The 17,880-nt window shown below is 68.7% G+C and carries 18 protein-coding genes; 5 read left to right on the top strand and 13 right to left on the bottom strand.

Annotated features, from left to right (window positions below):
- Positions 1-3: 3 nt before the first annotated feature.
- A complete protein-coding gene (locus tag ASG69_RS06855) occupies positions 4-1,344 on the top strand; it encodes a flavin monoamine oxidase family protein (protein WP_056441494.1) in 1,341 nt (446 codons plus the stop codon).
- Here the strand turns inward: ASG69_RS06855 and ASG69_RS06850 are convergent.
- From ASG69_RS06850 to ASG69_RS06835, 4 genes are read right to left on the bottom strand one after another with little or no spacing between them, the layout of a single operon-like run.
- On the bottom strand, positions 1,319-2,659 hold the full coding sequence (locus ASG69_RS06850) for a glutamate-1-semialdehyde 2,1-aminomutase (protein ID WP_056441491.1): 1,341 nt from the start codon (positions 2,657-2,659) through the stop codon (positions 1,319-1,321). The genes ASG69_RS06855 and ASG69_RS06850 overlap by 26 nt on opposite strands.
- Complete coding sequence (locus tag ASG69_RS06845; RefSeq protein WP_056441488.1) at positions 2,656-3,912, bottom strand: lipopolysaccharide biosynthesis protein; 1,257 nt, start codon at positions 3,910-3,912, stop codon at positions 2,656-2,658. The genes ASG69_RS06850 and ASG69_RS06845 overlap by 4 nt, the downstream gene beginning before the upstream one ends.
- A complete protein-coding gene (locus ASG69_RS06840) occupies positions 3,912-4,745 on the bottom strand; it encodes a glycosyltransferase family 2 protein (RefSeq protein ID WP_056441485.1) in 834 nt (277 codons plus the stop codon). Before ASG69_RS06840 ends, ASG69_RS06845 begins: the two co-directional genes overlap by 1 nt.
- The gene (locus tag ASG69_RS06835; protein WP_056442282.1) at positions 4,742-5,872 is read right to left on the bottom strand and encodes a class I SAM-dependent methyltransferase; all 1,131 of its coding nucleotides are present in this window, start codon (positions 5,870-5,872) and stop codon (positions 4,742-4,744) included. The genes ASG69_RS06840 and ASG69_RS06835 overlap by 4 nt, the downstream gene beginning before the upstream one ends.
- Positions 5,873-5,925: 53 nt before the next feature.
- Here ASG69_RS06835 and ASG69_RS06830 point away from each other — a divergent pair, with 53 nt between their 5' ends.
- Positions 5,926-6,489 carry a dTDP-4-dehydrorhamnose 3,5-epimerase family protein gene (locus tag ASG69_RS06830; protein WP_027506284.1) on the top strand — a complete coding sequence of 188 codons (564 nt, stop codon included), beginning with the start codon at positions 5,926-5,928 and terminating at the stop codon, positions 6,487-6,489.
- A 4-nt stretch (positions 6,490-6,493) separates the two neighbouring features.
- Here the strand turns inward: ASG69_RS06830 and ASG69_RS06825 are convergent, their stop codons facing one another.
- The 5 genes from ASG69_RS06825 to ligD form a co-directional block, all read right to left on the bottom strand.
- A complete protein-coding gene (locus ASG69_RS06825; protein WP_056442278.1) occupies positions 6,494-7,531 on the bottom strand; it encodes an NAD-dependent epimerase/dehydratase family protein in 1,038 nt (345 codons plus the stop codon).
- A 5-nt stretch (positions 7,532-7,536) separates the two neighbouring features.
- Positions 7,537-8,220, bottom strand: coding sequence for a PIG-L deacetylase family protein (locus ASG69_RS06820; RefSeq protein WP_056441483.1), 684 nt, complete (start codon positions 8,218-8,220; stop codon positions 7,537-7,539).
- A complete protein-coding gene (locus ASG69_RS06815) occupies positions 8,217-9,026 on the bottom strand; it encodes a glucose-1-phosphate cytidylyltransferase (RefSeq protein ID WP_027506282.1) in 810 nt (269 codons plus the stop codon). Before ASG69_RS06815 ends, ASG69_RS06820 begins: the two co-directional genes overlap by 4 nt.
- Complete coding sequence (locus ASG69_RS06810) at positions 9,023-10,279, bottom strand: class I SAM-dependent methyltransferase (RefSeq protein WP_056442274.1); 1,257 nt, start codon at positions 10,277-10,279, stop codon at positions 9,023-9,025. Before ASG69_RS06810 ends, ASG69_RS06815 begins: the two co-directional genes overlap by 4 nt.
- Positions 10,280-10,481: 202 nt before the next feature.
- Complete coding sequence (ligD, locus tag ASG69_RS06805) at positions 10,482-11,435, bottom strand: non-homologous end-joining DNA ligase (RefSeq protein ID WP_056441480.1); 954 nt, start codon at positions 11,433-11,435, stop codon at positions 10,482-10,484.
- 72 nt (positions 11,436-11,507) lie between these two features.
- On the opposite strand from ligD, the gene ASG69_RS06800 reads away from it, so the two are divergent.
- A complete protein-coding gene (locus tag ASG69_RS06800; protein WP_027506279.1) occupies positions 11,508-11,828 on the top strand; it encodes a putative quinol monooxygenase in 321 nt (106 codons plus the stop codon).
- Here the strand turns inward: ASG69_RS06800 and ASG69_RS06795 are convergent.
- Positions 11,825-12,724 carry an alpha/beta fold hydrolase gene (locus ASG69_RS06795; RefSeq protein ID WP_200933793.1) on the bottom strand — a complete coding sequence of 300 codons (900 nt, stop codon included), beginning with the start codon at positions 12,722-12,724 and terminating at the stop codon, positions 11,825-11,827. The two genes, ASG69_RS06800 and ASG69_RS06795, sit on opposite strands and share 4 nt — an antisense overlap.
- 8 nt (positions 12,725-12,732) lie before the next feature.
- Positions 12,733-13,314 (bottom strand): TetR/AcrR family transcriptional regulator, encoded by a 582-nt coding sequence (locus ASG69_RS06790; protein WP_082544299.1) that lies wholly within the window; start codon positions 13,312-13,314, stop codon positions 12,733-12,735.
- A gap of 54 nt (positions 13,315-13,368) precedes the next feature.
- Between ASG69_RS06790 and ASG69_RS06785 the strand changes: the two genes are divergently transcribed.
- Both ASG69_RS06785 and ASG69_RS06780 read left to right on the top strand, forming a co-directional pair.
- The gene (locus tag ASG69_RS06785) at positions 13,369-14,283 is read left to right on the top strand and encodes an oxygenase MpaB family protein (RefSeq protein WP_056442271.1); all 915 of its coding nucleotides are present in this window, start codon (positions 13,369-13,371) and stop codon (positions 14,281-14,283) included.
- Positions 14,284-14,452: 169 nt separating this feature from the next.
- Complete coding sequence (locus tag ASG69_RS06780) at positions 14,453-15,292, top strand: DUF559 domain-containing protein (RefSeq protein ID WP_056441471.1); 840 nt, start codon at positions 14,453-14,455, stop codon at positions 15,290-15,292.
- Between the two features lie 56 nt (positions 15,293-15,348).
- Here the strand turns inward: ASG69_RS06780 and ASG69_RS06775 are convergent, their stop codons facing one another.
- Positions 15,349-15,840: an alpha/beta hydrolase gene (locus tag ASG69_RS06775; RefSeq protein WP_056441468.1), complete on the bottom strand. Its 492-nt coding sequence runs from the start codon at positions 15,838-15,840 to the stop codon at positions 15,349-15,351.
- 99 nt (positions 15,841-15,939) lie between these two features.
- Positions 15,940-17,565 carry a chaperonin GroEL gene (groL, locus tag ASG69_RS06770; protein ID WP_027506274.1) on the bottom strand — a complete coding sequence of 542 codons (1,626 nt, stop codon included), beginning with the start codon at positions 17,563-17,565 and terminating at the stop codon, positions 15,940-15,942.
- Positions 17,566-17,880 lie beyond the last annotated feature (315 nt).

The following is a 17,880-nucleotide window of genomic DNA, read 5'->3' as shown; positions in this document are numbered from 1 at the left end:
CATATGTCGGGGGACGTGGTCGTGATCGGGGCGGGGCTCAGCGGGTTGGTGGCAGCACTCGACCTGACCAGGGCGGGGCGCTCGGTCATCGTCCTCGAGGCCGCCGACCGGATCGGCGGCAAGGTTCTCACCGTCGACACCGAAGGTCACCACGTCGATCACGGCGCCCACTGGATCGGTGGAGACCAGACCGCGGTGCGCGCACTCGCCGCCGAGTTCGGTGTCGACACGGCTCCCGAACCGCGACGGCGACGCGGTGCGGACGAAGTGTTCGCTGCCGCCGGCCGCGTCCACCGATATCACGGGCAGGTGCCGCGCATCCCCGTTCGCGAGTGGCTCCCCGTCGGTTCGGGTATCGCGCGACTCGACCTGGCGGTCCGCGCCGTCGACCGCACGGTGCCGCTGCTGTCGACCTGGCGGCCCGGAGATCACGAGATGTCCGACGTTCTCGCGCGTCGGATGTTTCCCTCCGCCTACGGCCGCGACATCCTCACGTGCTTCTTCCGGTTGATCTTCGGCGCCGACCCGGACGAGGTCCCCGCCCGAGCCGCACTCGAGTACCTGCGCGCGGCCGGCAGCCTGCGGGCGATCGCCGAGGTGCGTGACGGAGCGCAGGAACGCTACTTCGTGGGCGGCACCGCATCGCTGATATCAGCAGTGGCACAGCACCTCTCCGCCCCGCCGGAGACGTCTCGACCCGTCATCGCGATCCGGCCGGACACCTCCGGAGTCGACGTGGTCACCGCGGACGGCACAGTCCGCGCATCCTCGGTGGTTCTCGCGGTTCCCCTCCCCCGCGCCGCCGACATCGACGGCGCGCTCCCCGCCGGACTCGGGGACCGGATGCGCACCTCCCGCATGGGCGAGTACGCGAAGACCATCGTCGTGTACGACAGTCCGTGGTGGCGCGAGAACGGACTCACCGGAACGGCACTCGACGTCGACGGCCCGGTCCAGATGATCGTCGACGGCAACGCCGGAGGGGACTCGCCCGGCATCCTGGTCGCCTTCAGTGGCGGTCGAGCCGCCGCAGACCTGTTCTCCCGCACCGATCGCCGTGACATCGTCGTCGCCGAGCTGGTGCGGCTGTTCGGCCCTCGGGCGCGGTCACCTCGTCGTGTCGACGACATCACCTGGTCGGCGCAACCCTGGCTGGGTGGGGCGCCCACCGCGATCCCGCCGTACGGAGGCGTCTTCCACCATCAGGACCTGACCGCGGACCGCGTGCACTGGGCAGGAACGGATCTCGCCGATCGCTGGCCCGGCTACCTCGACGGGGCCGTGCGCTCTGGCCGGCGAGCGGCGCGTGAGATCCTGACTACGTCTCGAGGTGGGACCGTCTGAGATCGGGCAGCCTCCGTGGTGCCGCGAGCCGACGCAGAGCCGGTGCCACCGGTCGGCCTCGGAGAAGCCCCTCGGTGGTGCCCGCCTCGAGGGCCTTCCGGTAGACGAGGACCGCCTCCCGCACAGCATCGACCGTGTGGTCGATGTCCGAGTCCGTGTGCGCCGCGGACACGACGAACGACTGACCGAGGACACCGCGGGACAGCATCTCCTGCAGGAAGAGAGTCCGGTAGGACTGCGAGGGAACCCCGTCGGCATCCGCGGTGGCGAACACCAGGCAGCTGGGGCGTCCGAGGACCCGAAGGTGTTCCCCGACACCGGCATCGAATGCCACCTCGGTCACGGCGTCACGCAACCGGGCGCCGGCGCGCTCCATGGCGCCCACGGGGTCCTCCGTCTCGTACGCCCGGACGACGGCACGAAACGCGGCGAGCCCCGTCGTCTCCGGTCCGTGCGTCGTCGACAGCAGGAAGACTCGGTCGGAGTCCGTGCGCAGACCGCCGAGTTCCATCAGATCGCGGCGGCCGGCGAGCGCGGACAGCGGGAGTCCGTTGCCCATGGCCTTGCCCCAACACGACAGATCGGGAGTCACGCCGTACACACCCTGCGCACCCGCGGACGACCATCGGAACCCGGTGATCATCTCGTCGAACACGAGAACGGTCCCGTGTCGATCACAGGCTGCGCGGACGGCCTCGAGATACCCCGGTGACGGTTCGGCCAGCGCACCGGCTGCCTCCATGACGACGCACGCGATGTCGTGATCGGCCAGGATCCGTTCCAGCGCAGGGGTGTCGTCGAACGGGAACCGATGCACCGCGCCGTGCGGGATTCCCGCGTTCATCTCCGTCGTCCCGATGAACCAGTCGTCGACCGAGAAGAAGGGCTGCGCACAGACCGCGATCTCGGTACGGCCGGTGACCGCGCGCGACAGGCGGACGGCCGCGGTGGTCGCATCGGAGCCGTTCTTCGCGAACTTCACCATCTCCGCGGTGGGAACGGTCCTCAGGAAGTCCTCCGCCGCGAGCACTTCGAGCTCGGTCGGCCTCGAGAAGTTGGTTCCCCTGGCGACCGCGTCCGCCACGGCGTCGACCACGGGACGGTACCCGTGTCCCAGTGTGACCGAGCGCAGACCACTCCCGTACTCGACGTACTCGTTGTCGTCGACGTCCCACACACGGGCGCCGACGCCGTGCGTGAGGATCGGGGTGAGGTGCTCCGGGTACTGATCCGAACCCCGTGCGTACGTGTGGCTTCCACCGGGGACGAGGCGGTGCAGACGTTCCTGGAGTTCCGAGGATCTCTCGTGTGTCATCGCGTGGCCTCTCGGCGGTCGTCGTGGGAGGGACGGGTGACGTCAGGGTGGTCCGCCTCGCGCCGCAGGACGGTCCGCGCGGTCGTGGCGACGAACCACAGCGCCACCGCCCACTCGGAGACGAGCACCCCGACGACCATGGTCACGACCGATCCGGTGACCGAGGTGATCAGCAGAGCCGACGCCGCGAGGATGACGCCGAGGACGGCGCCGCCGAGGACCGTGGACGTCCGACCCTGCGCCGGCAGCACGGCGGTGGTGACGTAGGACGTGAGCGTGGTGGCTGGGAGGATCCAGGCGAGGATGCGCAACAGGTCGGTCGCCTCGGCGAACTCGGTGCCGTAGACGATGCGGATCACCAGGGGGGCCACGAGCGTCAGCCCTGCCGCGGCGACGACCGCGAGTGCGAGACACCCCGCCGCACCCTGCATCGTCCGCGCCCGGAAGGCCTGGCCGTCCCGAATTCGGGTCATCCGCGGGAGCAGCGCGAACCCGATCGGATCGAGAACCGACTGTCCCGCTCGGACCAGCCGGTCCGCGGCCGAGAACAGGCCCAGGGAGACCGCGTCGAGCACCGTGGAGTACGCCGCCGCGCCGCCCTGTCCGTAGCCGGTCAGCAGGAGCCGCGACGCGAGCACCGGTGCCGCCGTTCTCAGAGTGTCACCGACTCGCCACGAGGGAACGAGGCGTCCGAAGTGCCGGTCGGCGTCCACGCCGGTGGCGATCACGGTCACGATGGACGAACCGCCCAGACAGGCCAGCGCGACCTCGGGCGACGGGAACTGCGGCAGCAGAACGACCAGCGCCACCAGGTATGCCACACGTCCGGCGGCCTGGTACGCGGTGGAGGCACCGAAGCGGCCACGACCGATCAGCAGCCAGTCCTCCGACAGTGACCAGACACCCCCGGCGACCGCCCCGAGCAGGATCATCCGGGCGGCCCCGTCCACACCGGCGGCCCACCCGACCAGCGCCGCGACGGCGAGCACGGCGAAGAGGCCGCACCGCACCACCGCATACGCGCCACGCACCTGCGTGATGTCGGGGTCGTCGACGCGCGCAGCGAAGTACTGCGTGGCACCGAGATCGACGAGAACCGAGCCGAGGAAGTACGCCGACATCCCCACCGCGACGAGCCCGACTCCTTCGGTTCCGAGCAGCCGGGCTGTCAGCGGCAGGGTGACGAGCGTGACGAGGAACTGACCGTAGGTGCCGAAGCCCACGAGCAGGACGTCTCGGGCGAGCCGCAGCATCAGCGCCGCAGGAGGCGGTCGGCCACGTCGCCGGCTCGCGCACGTAACCGGGTGAGCACGGCGCCGAGAATGCGTCCGTCTCCGGCGAGGACGTCGCCGGTGGAGACCAGAGCCGGGAGTTCGCGTGCGAGACGGTGATGCAGCCGGACCGACTCGCTGAGCTTGCTGTAGCTCGACGTCCGGCTGCACAGGTTGAAGGTCGAGTCGCGCCACGCTGCGTCGATGGTGGAGACGCCGTGGAAGTCCCCGTGAGCGCCCATGCGAGCGAATAGATCGACGTCCATCGGGAACACCAGGTCGCCGCGGAAACCGCCGACCCGGTCGAACAGATCCCTGCGGAAGGTGGTGGCCGCGGTCGGCCCGAACTCGGCGGGACCGCGGCGCACGATGATGCCCGCGAGGTCCTTGCCCGGGCGTCGACCGAGCAGGCCGGGGAGGCCGAGCCCGGTCTCCTTCACCGACCCCTGCTCGTCGATCACCTCGAACTTGGACGAGACCACCGCGATCCCGGGATCGTCCAGTACGGCCTGCTGTCCCGCCAGCGCACCGGGACGGAGCACGTCGTCGGCGCACACCACCTTGACGAGCCGGCCCGTCGAGGCCCGCACGGCCGCGTTCCAGTTGTCCCCGATGGCGAGCACCCGGTCGTTCCGCACGATCCGGACGCGCTCGTCGCGGAAGGAGCGGGCGATGTCGCCGGTCGCGTCGGTGCTCGCGTTGTCGAGCACCAGGACCTCCATGTCCTCGTCCTGGTCCAGGACGGAGGCCAGTGTGGTCTCCAGGGTGCGCGCGGCCTCGTAGGCCGGGATGCACACCGAGAGCGGAGCGGTCATGAGCGGAGTCCTTCCGTGGCCGAGTCGAGATCGACGAACGACATCTCCGGATGTGCCGCAGCGACTTCCGGGAGGAGATCCGGGACGGTCACCACCACACGGTCGGGACGATGGGTGTACAGCCATTCCGGGCCGACGATGGGAACGTCCGTACCCGGCATGCGGCGGCCCCATTTCGCCGGGGACGCATCGACGACCGCGCCGACCGTCTCCGTGGTCACCCCCGCCATCGCGAACAGAGCGACCGCGCGCGACGCCGCTCCGTACGCGGCGAGCGTCACACCCGCGCGAGACGACGCGCCGAGTCTCGCCCGCACCGCCTCGACCTCGGCGACGGCGGCTGCTCCGAGGGACGACACGACGGTGGGATCGGTGACGGCGGCGGCAGCCTCGGCTTCCCGCACGCGCCGTGCCGTCACGAGGTCGTCCTCCCACACCGGGAGGCGCACCGAGTCGTCGCGCATCGCCGAGACCAGGAGAGTCCCGCCGTAGAGGTCCGACTCCCAACACCCGGTGGGCATCAGACCCGCTGCCCACAGAGCGGTCTCGAGCGCGGTCGACGACCAGTAGGCGAAGTGTCCGTGGCGGAGCGCCGTCCACTGGCGATCCCGCACGATGGTCATGAAGGAGTGGACCTGCAGCACCAGTACGCCGCCGTCGCCGAGCAGCGCCCGACGTTCACGCAGAGCGGCCGCCTGGTCCGGCTCGTGCATCAGCCCGAAACCGTCGACGACGAGGTCGGCGGAGCGCGAACCCGCCACGGCCGGAACGGCATCCGCGACGCCACGGGATCTCACGTCGGGGATCCAGGACCCACCGTGGGGGCTTCCGTACTCGCGGACCACGGCGCCGTCGGGGAGCCACCCGCGTCGCACGATCTCGTCCATCGCCCGAGAAGCGGCTCGCGTCAACGCCTCCGGCTCCACTCCACGCGGCTCATTCGCGCGGGTGTCGTCGTCCAGGAGCTGTGCCAGGCCGCACGTCGTGCACAGGCCCATCGCGAGAGCATGCATCTCGTCGCCCTCGGGAGAGGACTCGGCCGTCGGGAAACTGTCCGCGGCCGGCACGAGACCGAGATCGAGCACCGTGGACACCGTCGCCGAGGCGCAGGCTCTGCACGAACTCATGAGATTCTCCGGCTCGTCGTACGCGGGGAGCACCCGTCGGCGACACTGGACTCATGCGCGTCGAGACCACACCTCTGCGAGACGTCCTGCTCTTCCTGCCCACCCCGCATCGCGACGATCGGGGTTTCTTCACGAGGACCTTCGACACCGAGATCTTCGACGCGGCGATCGCCGAGCACACGACCCTGTCCACGAGAGCCGCTGATTTCCGTCAGGACTCCCAGTCCCGTTCCGCCGGCGGCGTTCTGCGTGGCCTGCACGGGCGAGGAGGCCGAGGCGAGGCCAAGTTGGTGCGGTGCGCCCGCGGCGCCGTCCAGGACGTCCTGGTGGACACCAGAACGGAGTCGCCCACCTTCGGTCAGTGGTTCGACGTCGTGCTCGACGACGTGGAGTGCGCGCACCTGTTCGTGCCCCCCGGCTTCCTGCACGGCTTCCTCACCCTGGGCGAGACCGCAGACGTGTGCTACCGGATCGACCGTCCGCACGAACCCTCCGAGGACGTGGGCGTCCGCTGGGACGACGCGGATCTGGCGATCCGCTGGCGCGGGACGCCGAGCATCGTGAGCGACCGGGACGCGGCAGCGCGGTCCTGGCGCGACCTCGTCGCCGGCGGGTGATCTCTCACGCACTGCCGACACCCACCCGCGTCCTGCGGAGGTTCTCGTCGATCGCGCCGGTCCGCTGGAGCTCGGTGACGCGGGCCAGACGCGTGAAGCGCTGCGCCAGTGCGTCCGCGGTGAGACCGTGGCGGGCGTATGCGGCGACCAGCTCTTCAGCGCCGGCTCGGACACTCCACTCGGGGACGAAGGCGGGCAACACCTCTCGCGCCGCGGAGAAGTCGACGCGGTAAGACCGCGGGTCGGCGCCGTATTCTCCGGTGACCACCACCTCGGCACCCGTCACGTCGGCGACCGTCTCGGCGATGTCGCGCACCGTCACGTTGTTCGCCTCGGTGCCGATGTTCAACGCCCGGTTCCGAATTCGGTCGACCGGCGCCTCGAGCGCGGCCGCGAAGGCGTACGCGATGTCTCGCGCGTGCACGAGGGGTCGCCACGGCGTGCCGTCGGACTTGACGACGATGCGTCCGGTGAGGAACGCCGACGCCGTGAGATCGTTGACCACGATGTCCGCCCGCAGCCGCGGTGAGTAGCCGAAGGCCGTCGCGTTGCGGAGGAACACCGGCGCGAAGCTGTCGTCCGCCATGGCCGCGACGTCGTCCTCGACGCGCACCTTGCTCAAGGCGTAGGGGGTGAGGGGCCTCAGCACCGCGTCCTCCGTGACCGCGTCCTGACCGGCGGCGCCGTAGACCGAACAGGTGGACGCGTACAGGAACCGGCCCACCCCCGCATCCTTCGCGGCACGTGCGAGACGCACGGAGGCATGGTGATTGATGTCGTGCGTGATCTCCGGCGCCAGCGTGCCGAGCGGATCGTTCGACAGTGCGGCGAGGTGCACCACCGCGTCGACACCCGTGAGATCGGCGGCTACGACGTCGCGCAGATCCGTGGCCAGGGTGACCGGATCCGCGGGTGCGTCACCGAGAACGCAGTCCGCGAACAGGCCGCTGTCGAGCCCCACCACGGTGTGACCACGCTCCTGCAGGAGCGGAACCATGACGGTACCGAGGTATCCCTGGTGTCCGGTGACGAGTACACGCATGCTGTTCACGACCCTTTCGTCTGCGGTGCCGGACGGTCCGACCGCAGGTTCTCCGTGTGCAGGAGTATCTTCTCCACGACGAACGCCTCGGCATATCTGCTGCGGCACTGCACCCCTCGCACGCGCGCCAGCCCGAGAAAGGTCTCGGAGTCGTACCAGTCGTGGTGATGCTGCGAGGGGTAGTGCCGCGACAGCAGCTCCGCCTTGTGCACCGCCACGTCGTCGGCGAGCGGATAATAGAGACCGGGTGTCGGAAGATCGGACTCCCACTTGACGATCTCGTAGCCCAGCACCAGATGGTCGCGAAAGACGGTGGGAACCAGCTCCGCCAGCAGGCGGTGATCCTGGTGCGCGTCGCGCCGCTGCGGTGCGAGTACGACGTCGGGCTCGCACGTACGCCGGAACTGTTCGAGTCCGTTCTTCACCGCGCTCCAGTGATCAGGGGAGCGGCCGTCCGGCACGTCGAGCACGGTGAGCGACACCGGTCCGTCCGAACAGAAGTCCGACAGTGCCTTTCGCTCCTCGGCTTCCCGCTCGGTGCCGCCGCCCGACAACACCAGAGCGTGCACCTCGACATCTCCCCCACGGGTGAGGTCGAGGAGCGTTCCTCCGGCGCCGATGGCGATGTCGTCCGGATGCGCCCCGAGCACCGCCACCGAGCGGATACGGCTGGGGGACAGGCCAATCACGCGACGACGCTCGACAGTGGCGGTCGATTCCGATCGCCCTCCCACACCGCCCACGGGCGAATGCCGCGCCCGTAGTCGTTGTCGAGTTCCGCACGCTCCTTGAAGGTGTCGGCCGGCTTCCAGAATCCCTCGTGCCGGTATCCGAACAGTTCCCCGCGGCCCGCCAGTGTCATACACGCATCGCCGACCAGATCGCCCCCCTCCGGAATGTGGTCGAAGACCTCCTGACTGAGCACGAAGTACCCGCCGTTCTCCCAGATGGGAAAGCGGCTCACCGGAACGATGTCCTTGATCTCGCCGGCCTCCGACACGTCCACGCAGTGGAAGCTCGACTGCGGCGGCACCACCAGCATGGACGCCACGGCGCCCGACTCGTGATAACGCTCGATCATCGTGTCCAGCGGGGCGTCGGTCAACACGTCCGAGTAGTTGGCGAGGAAGTACGGATCGCCGTCAAGGTGGTCACGGACGCGCCGCAACCTCTCGCCGATGGGCGACTCGACGCCGGTGTCCACGAACGTGATCGACCAGTCGCTCATGTCCGTGCTCAGCAACTCGACCTTGCCGTCGCGCATGACGAAGTCGTTGGACTGCTCCTCGTGATAGTCCAGGAAGAACTGCTTGATCGCTGCCGCGCCGTAGCCGAGGCACAGCACGAAGTCCTTGTGGCCGTAGTGTGCGTAGTACTTCATGATGTGCCAGAGGAGCGGACGGGGCCCGACCATCTGCAAGGGCTTCGGGATGTCGTCGTTGCGGTCGTTGCGCATGCGCATTCCGTAACCGCCACAGAACAGTACGACCTTCATGCCAGAGCCTCCGATGTGTCGAGCCGCCCGATGTCGGCGGTGTGGAGAACGGGGAGTGGGAACACAACGCGCCCACCCCACTCGGCGACGTAGCTCAGCTGCTCGGTGAGCTCGCTCTCGAGATTCCACGGCAGGACCAGGACCACGTCCGGACGATCCGCCGCGATGCGATCGGGATGGTGCACCGGGATTCGCGTCCCCGGTGTGAACCGACCGTGCTTGTAGGGATTGCGATCGACGGTGTACTCCACCAGGTCCGTTCGGATGCCGCAGTAGTTGAGCAGGGTGTTGCCCTTGCCCGGCGCGCCGTATCCGACCACGCGTTCACCCCGCCGGCGACAGTCGAGGAGGAACTCGAGCAACGTCGCTCGGACCCCGCGCGCCGCCTTCTCGAGCCCGCGATAGCCGACCACGTGATGCAGCCCCGCGCGCTGCTCGGCCGCGAGCAGGTCGAGGGTGCGCTCGCTGGGCGGGCCGGCGTTCGCGGACGGTGTCGCCCAGATCCGGATGGAACCACCGTGGGTGGACAGTTCCTCGACGTCCACGACGGTCAGGTCGCCTCGGGCGAGCGCCCTCGTCGCCGTCAGGACCGTCCAGTACTGGAAGTGCTCGTGGTAGACCGTGTCGAACTGTGCGTCGGCCACCAGGTGGAGGGCGTGGTGCACCTCGATGCTGACCATGCCGTGGTCCGACACCAGCGTGCGCAGCCCCTCGGTGAATCCCGCGACGTCCGGGATGTGGGCGTACACGTTGTTCGCGACGACGAGGTCCGCCGGCCCGTGCGCGGCACGCACCTGCGCCGCGGTCGTCGGATCGAGGAACGCTGTCTCCGTCGGAACACCGGACTCACGCGCTGCCGCACCGACGTTCACGCTCGGCTCGATACCGAGGCAGCGGATTCCGGCGTCCACGACGTGCTGCAGGAGATAGCCGTCGTTGCTCGCCACCTCGACCACGAACGACTCGTCGGACAGATCCAGGCGGCGCACGGACTCCTGCACGAACGTCCGGGCATGGTCGACCCAGCTGCTCGAGAACGACGAGAAGTACGCGTACTCGGTGAACGTCTCGGCCGGCGACACGAGAGCCGGAATCTGCAACAGCAGGCACTCTCGGCAGAGACGCAGGTGCAGGGGGAAGGTGGGCTCCGGATCGTCGAGCTGCGCTGCGGTGAGGAACGATTCGCACGGCGGTGTCGCGCCCAGGTCGAGGACACTCTCGAGGTCGGCGGATCCGCAGAGACGGCAGTGCATGAGCATTCCTCACTGGCAGGCCGCGCGTCCGTGTCGGGCCCCGCCGACGGGGTGGACCGAACGCGCTGCTTTGTACGATTTGCACGTATTCTGCCACAGAAAAAGACCCTGTGCCGGTTTCCGGCTCCAAATCATTCGCTCGAACTACATCTCACCTCCGCTGCGTGTTGTGAGAACACACGGGCCACAGGGAACGATCCGGTCACTCCTCCGGTTCGGTGAGCCCCGCCCGCTCGTCGCGCTCGGCCCACTCGATCAGCGGGGCGATCGAGTACACGGCATCGTCGATTCCTGCGTGCAGATCACCGAGATCCGCGAATCGGGACGGCACGGTGTACATGGTGAGGTCTCGCGGCTCCACGTCGACGATCTCGTCCCACGTGATCGGCGTCGACACCGTCGCGTCCTGATTGCCGCGCACGGAGTACGCGCTCGCGATGGTGTGGTCGCGGGCGTTCTGGTTGTAGTCGACGAACAACTTCGTCGGGTCGCGGTCCTTGCGCCACCACGTCGTGGTCACGTCGTCCGGCGCGCGCCGCTCCACTTCCCGAGCGAACGCCAGTGCGGCCCTGCGGACATCGGCGAAGCCCTGCTCCGGCGCGATACGCACGTACACGTGCAACCCGTTGCCGCCCGACGTCTTCGGCCACCCGACGGCACCGAGTTCGTCGAGCACCTCGCGCGTCACCGCCGCCACCCGGCGCACCCGGTCGAAGGAGCAGTCCGGCATCGGATCCAGATCGATGCGCCACTCGTCCGGACTCTCCACGTCGGCGCGCCGGCTGTTCCACGGATGGAACTCCACCGTCGACATCTGCACGGCCCAGATCACGTGCGCCAGCTCGGTGACGCAGAGTTCGTCCGCGGTGCGGTTGTAGCGCGGGAAGGTGACCCGCACCGTCTCCATCCAGTCCGGAGCGCCTTTCGGCAACCGCTTCTGGTGCACCTTCTCCCCGGCGAGACCGTCGGGGAACCGGTGCATCATGCAGGGCCGCTCCCGCAGCGCGCGCACGATGCCGTCGCCGACAGACAGGTAGTACTCGACGAGATCACGCTTGGTGGCTCCGCTCGCCGGGAAGTACACGCGGTCGGGGTTGGACACCCGCACCGTGCGTCCGCTGACCTCGAGTTCGATCGCCGGTGACGTGGCTGCCATGACGCGATACTAGTGCGGCCCGAGGGGGTACACAGGAACACGTCGGAGTTCGTACGAGCGAAGGAGCACCCCTTGATCTTCATCACCGCCAAGTTCCGAGTGAAGGCAGAGCACGCGGACGACTGGCCCGAGATCTCGCGAGCCTTCACCGAGGCCTGCCAGGCGGAGGAGGGATGCCTCTGGTACTTCTGGTCGCGCACACTCGACGATCCCACCGAGTACGTCCTCGTCGAGGCCTTCCGCGACCCGGATGCCGGTGCGACACACGTGCAGTCGGACCACTTCAAGCAGGCGCAGAAGGATCTCCCGCCGTACCTGCAGGAGACTCCGAAGATCGTCAGCACCGAGGTGGAGGGCACCGACTGGTCGGAGCTCGGCGAACTCGCGGTCTAGTTCCGCGCGTCCACGATCTCGGCGAGCGTGCGGACGGCGTCGGCGAACACCCCCGGCAGTTCCTGCGGCGGGTTGTGGCCGGCGTCGACCGCACGCACGTCGACGAGATCCGTGAAGTGCGCGCCGTGGTCGGGCGATCCGTACAGGGCGGCGACCGTGTCCTCCGTCGGATCGAGGACGACGGTCGGCACCGTGATCGACGGCTGCCCGGCGAGCGCGTCCTGCGTGGCCGCGTACCGCGGGTCCCCCGCCGCGAGTCCGTACCGGTGTCGATACGAGTGCACCGCGACGTCGACGAAGTCCGGGTTGTCGAACGATGCTGCGGTGGCGGCGAATTCGGAGTCTCCGAACCGCCACGTCGGCGACCAGTCGGTCCACAACGTCTGCGCGATCTCGGCGCGGTAGGCAGCGAGGCCGGCGCGGCCGCGCTCCGAGTGCAGGTAGTACTGGTACCAGTACCGCTTCTCGAGGTGCGGCGGTGCCGGCGTCGTCACGGCAGCCTCGATGTCCTGCACCAGGTAGCCGGACACGCTGACCAGACCCGACACCGACTCGGGCCACAGCGCCGCCACCGCGCACGCCGCGCGGCCACCCCAGTCGTAGCCGGCGACGATCGGACGGTCGAGTGCCATCGCCCCGATGAGGTCGTGCAGATCGTGCGCCAACGCGGCCTGCTCTCCCGACCGCATCGTGGAGTCCTCGACGAACCGCGTGGGCCCGAAGCCGCGCAGGTACGGCACCACCACGTCGGCACCCGTGTCGGCCAGCAGTCGGGCGACGTCGTCGTAGGACCGGGTGTCGTACGGGAACCCGTGCAGCAACACGACCGACGGGCCGCTCGGGTCTCCGTACCGCTCGACGCCCACGTCGAGCACTCCTGCGCGCACCAGCTCCATGCCCGCCATCATGCCGTGCGTCGGTTGCTCGCAGACAGCACCACGGCCGTGCAGTGGTCGACGAAGTGCTGCCGTTCCACCTCGATCTCGCCGTCGAGGTACGCCGTGAACAGGGCGGTCAGCGACCCGACGACACCGGTCGCAGTCAGCAGGCGGTCGACGTCGTTCGACTCGGCGGGCAGGTTGTCGCCGATGAGCGCGACGAAGATCGGCATGGTGCGCCGCCCCCAGGTACTCAGCGCCGGATCGGCGAACGGCGCCGACAACAGCACTCGGCCGTGTTCGGGACGGTCGATCATGAGCTCGACGAACGCGGTGACGGCGCGGCGTGCGCGCTCCTCCGGGCGGCGGGCCTGACCCACCGCGCGGACCAGTGCATCGCGCCCCTCCTCGGCCACCGCGGTGTACACCGTGCGGACGAACGAGTCACGGTCGCCGAAGTTCTCGTAGAAGTAGCGCTCGGTCAACGACGCCCGCGAGCACACCGCCCGCACACTCACAGCGGGACCACCGACCGCTCCCAGCAGATCGATCCCGGCCGTGAGCAGTGCCGCGCGCCGCTGCTCGCGTCGCGCCTCGAGCGTGGTCACGTCGATGACACCTCACTGTTGACTGCCGTGCTCGCTCGACTCTACGGTGACAACATGCGTAGTCAAACGCTCGGCCCCGACTCCCTCACCTGGCGATGGTTCGGGGACTGGCGCGGGATCCTGCAGGGACCGTGGGCCGGCTCGATGCAGAACATGCACCCGGGTCTCGGCGCGGCCGTCAGCGAGCACTCGACGTTCGAGGTCGAGCGCTGGGAGCGCGTCATGCGCTCGCTCTATCCCATCGGCGGCGTCGTGTTCGACGGTGACCGCGCACCCGAGACCGCGGAACGAATCAGGCGCTACCACAACGACATCAGCGGTCTCGATGCTCACGGGCGGCCCTACCACGCCCTCGATCCCGACATCTTCTACTGGGCGCACGCCACGTTCTTCGTGGGCACCATGCGCACCGCCGAGTACTTCATGGGCGGCATCACCGAGGCCGAGCGAGAGCAACTGTTCGACGAGCACCGACGGTGGTACGGCCTGTACGGCATGAGCATGCGCCCCGTGCCCGAGACGTGGTCCGACTTCCAGGCGTACTGGGACCGGATGTGCCGCACCGTTCTGGAGGACACCCCGGCCGCGCGCCTGGTCCTCGACATGTCGTCCGTGCCGGTGCCACCGTTCCTGCCACTACCCGAGTGGCTGTGGGCCCGGATGCGCCCGGTCGTCGACCGCACCTTCCGGCGCATCACCGTCGGGCTCTACGACCCGGCGGTCCGAGACCTGCTGGGCTACACCTGGACCGATCGGGACGAGCGCTGGCTGCGGCGGCTGGGTTTCCTGGTGAACGTGGCGTTCCGGGCCGTGCCGGCGCGGCGGCGCAAGCATCCGCGTGCGCGCGCCGGACTGGACCGCGCCGCCGGCCGGATCCCCCCTACCGCCCCGCTGGTCGAGACCCCGGACCGCAACCTCCCGCCCGCGGGTCGTCGGCAGAACCCGCGGCACTACGTTCCCGGGCGCTGAGGCTGAGTCGTCGGAATCGCCCTCGATTGTGCAGAACCGCGACATCGATCATCATCGTGTGGCTCCACACGCAAGGTGGTGGATCTCGTTGTGCACGAACGAGCGCTTCGTCAACAGGCGCGGACCACCGCCAGACCTCGACAGCACGCGAGCAACTCACACTCGGCCGATGGGAGTCCACACCAGACGACAGCTGATCGCCGGGGGCATCAGCGGCGCGACCGTCGATCGCAGAGCAGCGCGCGGCGAACTGCACCGACTGCTGCCCGGCGTGTACTCCACCGAACCACCCACGTACGAGGACAGGTGTGCGGCGGTCCGACTGTGGAAACCGCACGCCGTCGCAAGTCACGACACCGCAGCCTGGATCTGGGGGCTGCTGCCCGCGGAACCCTCCATGGTCCACGTGACGGTGCCGCCGACGGGGTACGCGGGTGGCCCGAACTGGGTGCGTGTTCATCGCCGGGCTCTGACGAACGTCAGATGGTTGGGGGACATACCTGTCGTGTCCCTCGAACACGCGATCCTCGACGTCGCCGGCACGTTGACCCGGCCGCAGTTCGAAGAGGTGATCGACAGTGCGCTCTCACGAGCGGTGAGCTGGCGTTCCCTGGCTCAGCTGTGCGACAAGGCGAAGGGGATGACCGGCATGCGGATGCTGCGTGACCAGTTGCGTCGAGCCTGCCCGCACACACTGTCCGAACCCGAGCGCATGGTGGCGCGAGCTCTCACCGCCCGCAACATGCACCTGGAGATCAATGGCAAGGTCGGCCCGTACTACGGAGATCTGGTGGATCGGCGAGCTCGCGTGGTGGTGGAGATCGATGGGCGTGAGTTCCACACGGCTGCAGACGTCTTCACCAGCGATCGTCGCCGACAGAACGCACTGGTGTTGGACGACTGGCTGGTTCTGCGGTACTCCGCTGCCACGGTGAAGGCGAGCGTGGCTGCAGTCGCGGACGAGATCGTTCAGACGGTACGCCGACGACGATCGCTCGCGCGAGGGTGAGCACACACGATCACCGGTGATTCTGCGGATGCGCGGAATCGTCGACGATCGTGTGGCTACAGCCGCATCGACGCCACCACCTCCCCGACGGCACCCTCGAACTGGTGCCCACCCCGCTGGTGCTCGACCACCCGAGCGCCCGGGAGCCGCGCGGAGGCCAGTGCCAGGTGCGAGAAGGGGACCACGTCGTCGTCGCGGCAGTGGTGCAGCGTCAGGGAGACCTCCGGCGGGACGGTCGGCCACTCGTACTGGTGGACGTCCCAGCCCGCGGCACTCCAGTCGGGCATCGCGAGCAACGTGGCGGCGGGAACCGGGACCGAAGCGAGCACGTGCAGCAGGACGGTGGCGCCGAAGGAGTGGGCGATCACGACGTCGGGACTCGCCTCGAGGCCGCGGCGTATCGGTCTCGCCCACGCCTCGACGCTCATGTCGTCGCTCGGGATGCGGGGCATGTCGACCGTCGCGCCGAGCAGCGCGCCGAACTCCTCCGCCAGTGGCTCGTCGTCGTCCTCGCCGCCGGCGCCGTGGACGAACAGCAGTCTCGTCATACCGATACCGACTCGACGGGGCGCCGGAACTCACCGCGGAACGCCGAGAGCCGGCCACCCGTGAGGGTGACCGGCTCTCGTGCGATCAGGGAGCGGGACTCAGAAGTCCATGCCGCCCATGCCGCCGGTCGGATCGCCCGCGGGCGCTCCGGCCTTCTCCGGCTTGTCGGCGACGACGGCCTCGGTGGTGAGGAACAGAGCCGCGATCGACGCTGCGTTCTGCAGTGCCGAGCGGGTGACCTTGACCGGGTCGTTGATGCCGGCGGCGAGCAGGTCCTCGTACTCGTTGGTCGCGGCGTTGAGGCCGTGGCCGAGGGGGAGGTTGCGCACCTTCTCCGCGACGACGCCGGGCTCGAGGCCGGCGTTGAACGCGATCTGCTTCAGCGGTGCCTCGAGGGCGACGCGAACGATGTTCGCGCCGGTGGCCTCGTCGCCCGTGAGGTTGAGGTTCTCGAGTGCGGGAGCCGACTGCAGCAGCGCGACGCCACCGCCGGCGACGATGCCCTCCTCGACAGCTGCCTTGGCGTTGCGCACGGCATCTTCGATGCGGTGCTTGCGCTCCTTGAGCTCGACCTCGGTGGCGGCACCGGCCTTGATGACTGCAACGCCACCGGCCAGCTTGGCCAGGCGCTCCTGCAGCTTCTCACGGTCGTAGTCCGAGTCGGAGTTCTCGATCTCGGAACGGATCTGCGAGACACGACCCGCGATGGCGTCGGCGTCGCCGGAGCCCTCGATGATGGTGGTCTCGTCCTTGGTCACGACGACCTTGCGAGCCTGGCCGAGCAGCTCGAGTCCGGCACCCTCGAGGGAGAGGCCGACCTCTTCGCTGATGACCTCGCCACCGGTGAGGATGGCGATGTCGGCGAGCTGCGCCTTGCGACGGTCACCGAAGCCCGGTGCCTTGACGGCGACGGACTTGAAGGTGCCACGGATCTTGTTCACGACGAGGGTGGAGAGCGCTTCGCCCTCGACGTCCTCGGCGATGATCAGGAGCGGCTTGCCGGACTGGATGACCTTCTCCAGCAGGGGCAGCAGGTCCTTGACGGTGGAGACCTTCGAGCTGACGAGCAGGATGTACGCGTCTTCGAGGACGGCTTCCTGACGCTCGGCGTCGGTGACGAAGTATCCCGAGATGTAGCCCTTGTCGAAGCGCATGCCCTCGGTGAGCTCGAGCTGCAGGCCGAAGGTGTTGGACTCCTCGACCGTGATGACGCCTTCCTTGCCGACCTTGTCCATGGCCTCGGCGATGAGCTCGCCGATGGACGCGTCGCCTGCGGAGATACCAGCGGTCGCAGCGATCTGCTCCTTGGTGTCGATCTCCTTGGCGGACTTCAGCAGGGACTCGGTGACAGCGGCGACGGCTGCCTCGATGCCGCGCTTGAGGCCGAGCGGGTTCGCGCCGGCTGCGACGTTGCGCAGGCCTTCGCGGACGAGTGCCTGAGCGAGAACGGTCGCGGTGGTGGTGCCGTCACCTGCGACGTCGTCGGTCTTCTTGGCGACCTCTTTGACCAGCTCTGCGCCGATCTTCTCGTACGGGTCCTCCAGCTCGATCTCCTTGGCGATGGACACACCATCGTTGGTGATCGTGGGGGCGCCCCACTTCTTCTCGAGTACGACGTTGCGACCCTTGGGGCCCAACGTCACCTTGACTGCGTCGGCGAGGCTGTTCAAGCCCCGTTCGAGGCCACGGCGTGCCTCTTCGTCGAACGCGATGATCTTGGCCATTGCGAAGTGATCCTCCGGATTGGGGGTGACACACGAAGCGACCGCGGGTGGGTCGCTCCCTTTCCACATCCGGCCGAGTCGGTGCCCGCGACGGACGACCAGGGGTGTCGATGATTCCCGATCTCACCTCTTCGACCTGGCACTCACAGTACGCGAGTGCCAACCAGATTTCTAGCAGTCGAGGTGGTCGAGTGCAAGGTCGTCGTCGAGCGGTCGCGATTCACACGGTGTTCACGTGCCGGAACGACGACCGACTCACGCGTGAGAAGAATGTGTGACGCGACCAGTTGTCGCGCGCCACAACAGAATCCACGC

The organism is Rhodococcus sp. Leaf225 (assembly GCF_001426145.1).
GTDB lineage: Bacteria > Actinomycetota > Actinomycetes > Mycobacteriales > Mycobacteriaceae > Rhodococcoides.
This window is presented reverse-complemented; position numbering and strand designations above follow the sequence as displayed.

Coding starts and splice junctions, on each gene's coding strand:
- ASG69_RS06830 (WP_027506284.1), top strand. CDS start 5,926: ATGCGCGTCGAGACCACACCTCTGCGAGACGTCCTGCTCTTCCTGCCC.
- ASG69_RS06855 (WP_056441494.1), top strand. CDS start 4: ATGTCGGGGGACGTGGTCGTGATCGGGGCGGGGCTCAGCGGGTTGGTG.
- ASG69_RS06810 (WP_056442274.1), bottom strand. CDS start 10,279: ATGCACTGCCGTCTCTGCGGATCCGCCGACCTCGAGAGTGTCCTCGAC.
- groL (WP_027506274.1), bottom strand. CDS start 17,565: ATGGCCAAGATCATCGCGTTCGACGAAGAGGCACGCCGTGGCCTCGAA.
- ASG69_RS06795 (WP_200933793.1), bottom strand. CDS start 12,724: ATGGAGCTGGTGCGCGCAGGAGTGCTCGACGTGGGCGTCGAGCGGTAC.
- ASG69_RS06785 (WP_056442271.1), top strand. CDS start 13,369: ATGCGTAGTCAAACGCTCGGCCCCGACTCCCTCACCTGGCGATGGTTC.
- ASG69_RS06775 (WP_056441468.1), bottom strand. CDS start 15,840: ATGACGAGACTGCTGTTCGTCCACGGCGCCGGCGGCGAGGACGACGAC.
- ASG69_RS06815 (WP_027506282.1), bottom strand. CDS start 9,026: ATGAAGGTCGTACTGTTCTGTGGCGGTTACGGAATGCGCATGCGCAAC.
- ASG69_RS06850 (WP_056441491.1), bottom strand. CDS start 2,659: ATGACACACGAGAGATCCTCGGAACTCCAGGAACGTCTGCACCGCCTC.
- ASG69_RS06845 (WP_056441488.1), bottom strand. CDS start 3,912: ATGCTGCGGCTCGCCCGAGACGTCCTGCTCGTGGGCTTCGGCACCTAC.
- ASG69_RS06825 (WP_056442278.1), bottom strand. CDS start 7,531: ATGCGTGTACTCGTCACCGGACACCAGGGATACCTCGGTACCGTCATG.
- ASG69_RS06835 (WP_056442282.1), bottom strand. CDS start 5,872: ATGAGTTCGTGCAGAGCCTGCGCCTCGGCGACGGTGTCCACGGTGCTC.
- ASG69_RS06780 (WP_056441471.1), top strand. CDS start 14,453: ATGGGAGTCCACACCAGACGACAGCTGATCGCCGGGGGCATCAGCGGC.
- ligD (WP_056441480.1), bottom strand. CDS start 11,435: ATGGCAGCCACGTCACCGGCGATCGAACTCGAGGTCAGCGGACGCACG.
- ASG69_RS06840 (WP_056441485.1), bottom strand. CDS start 4,745: ATGACCGCTCCGCTCTCGGTGTGCATCCCGGCCTACGAGGCCGCGCGC.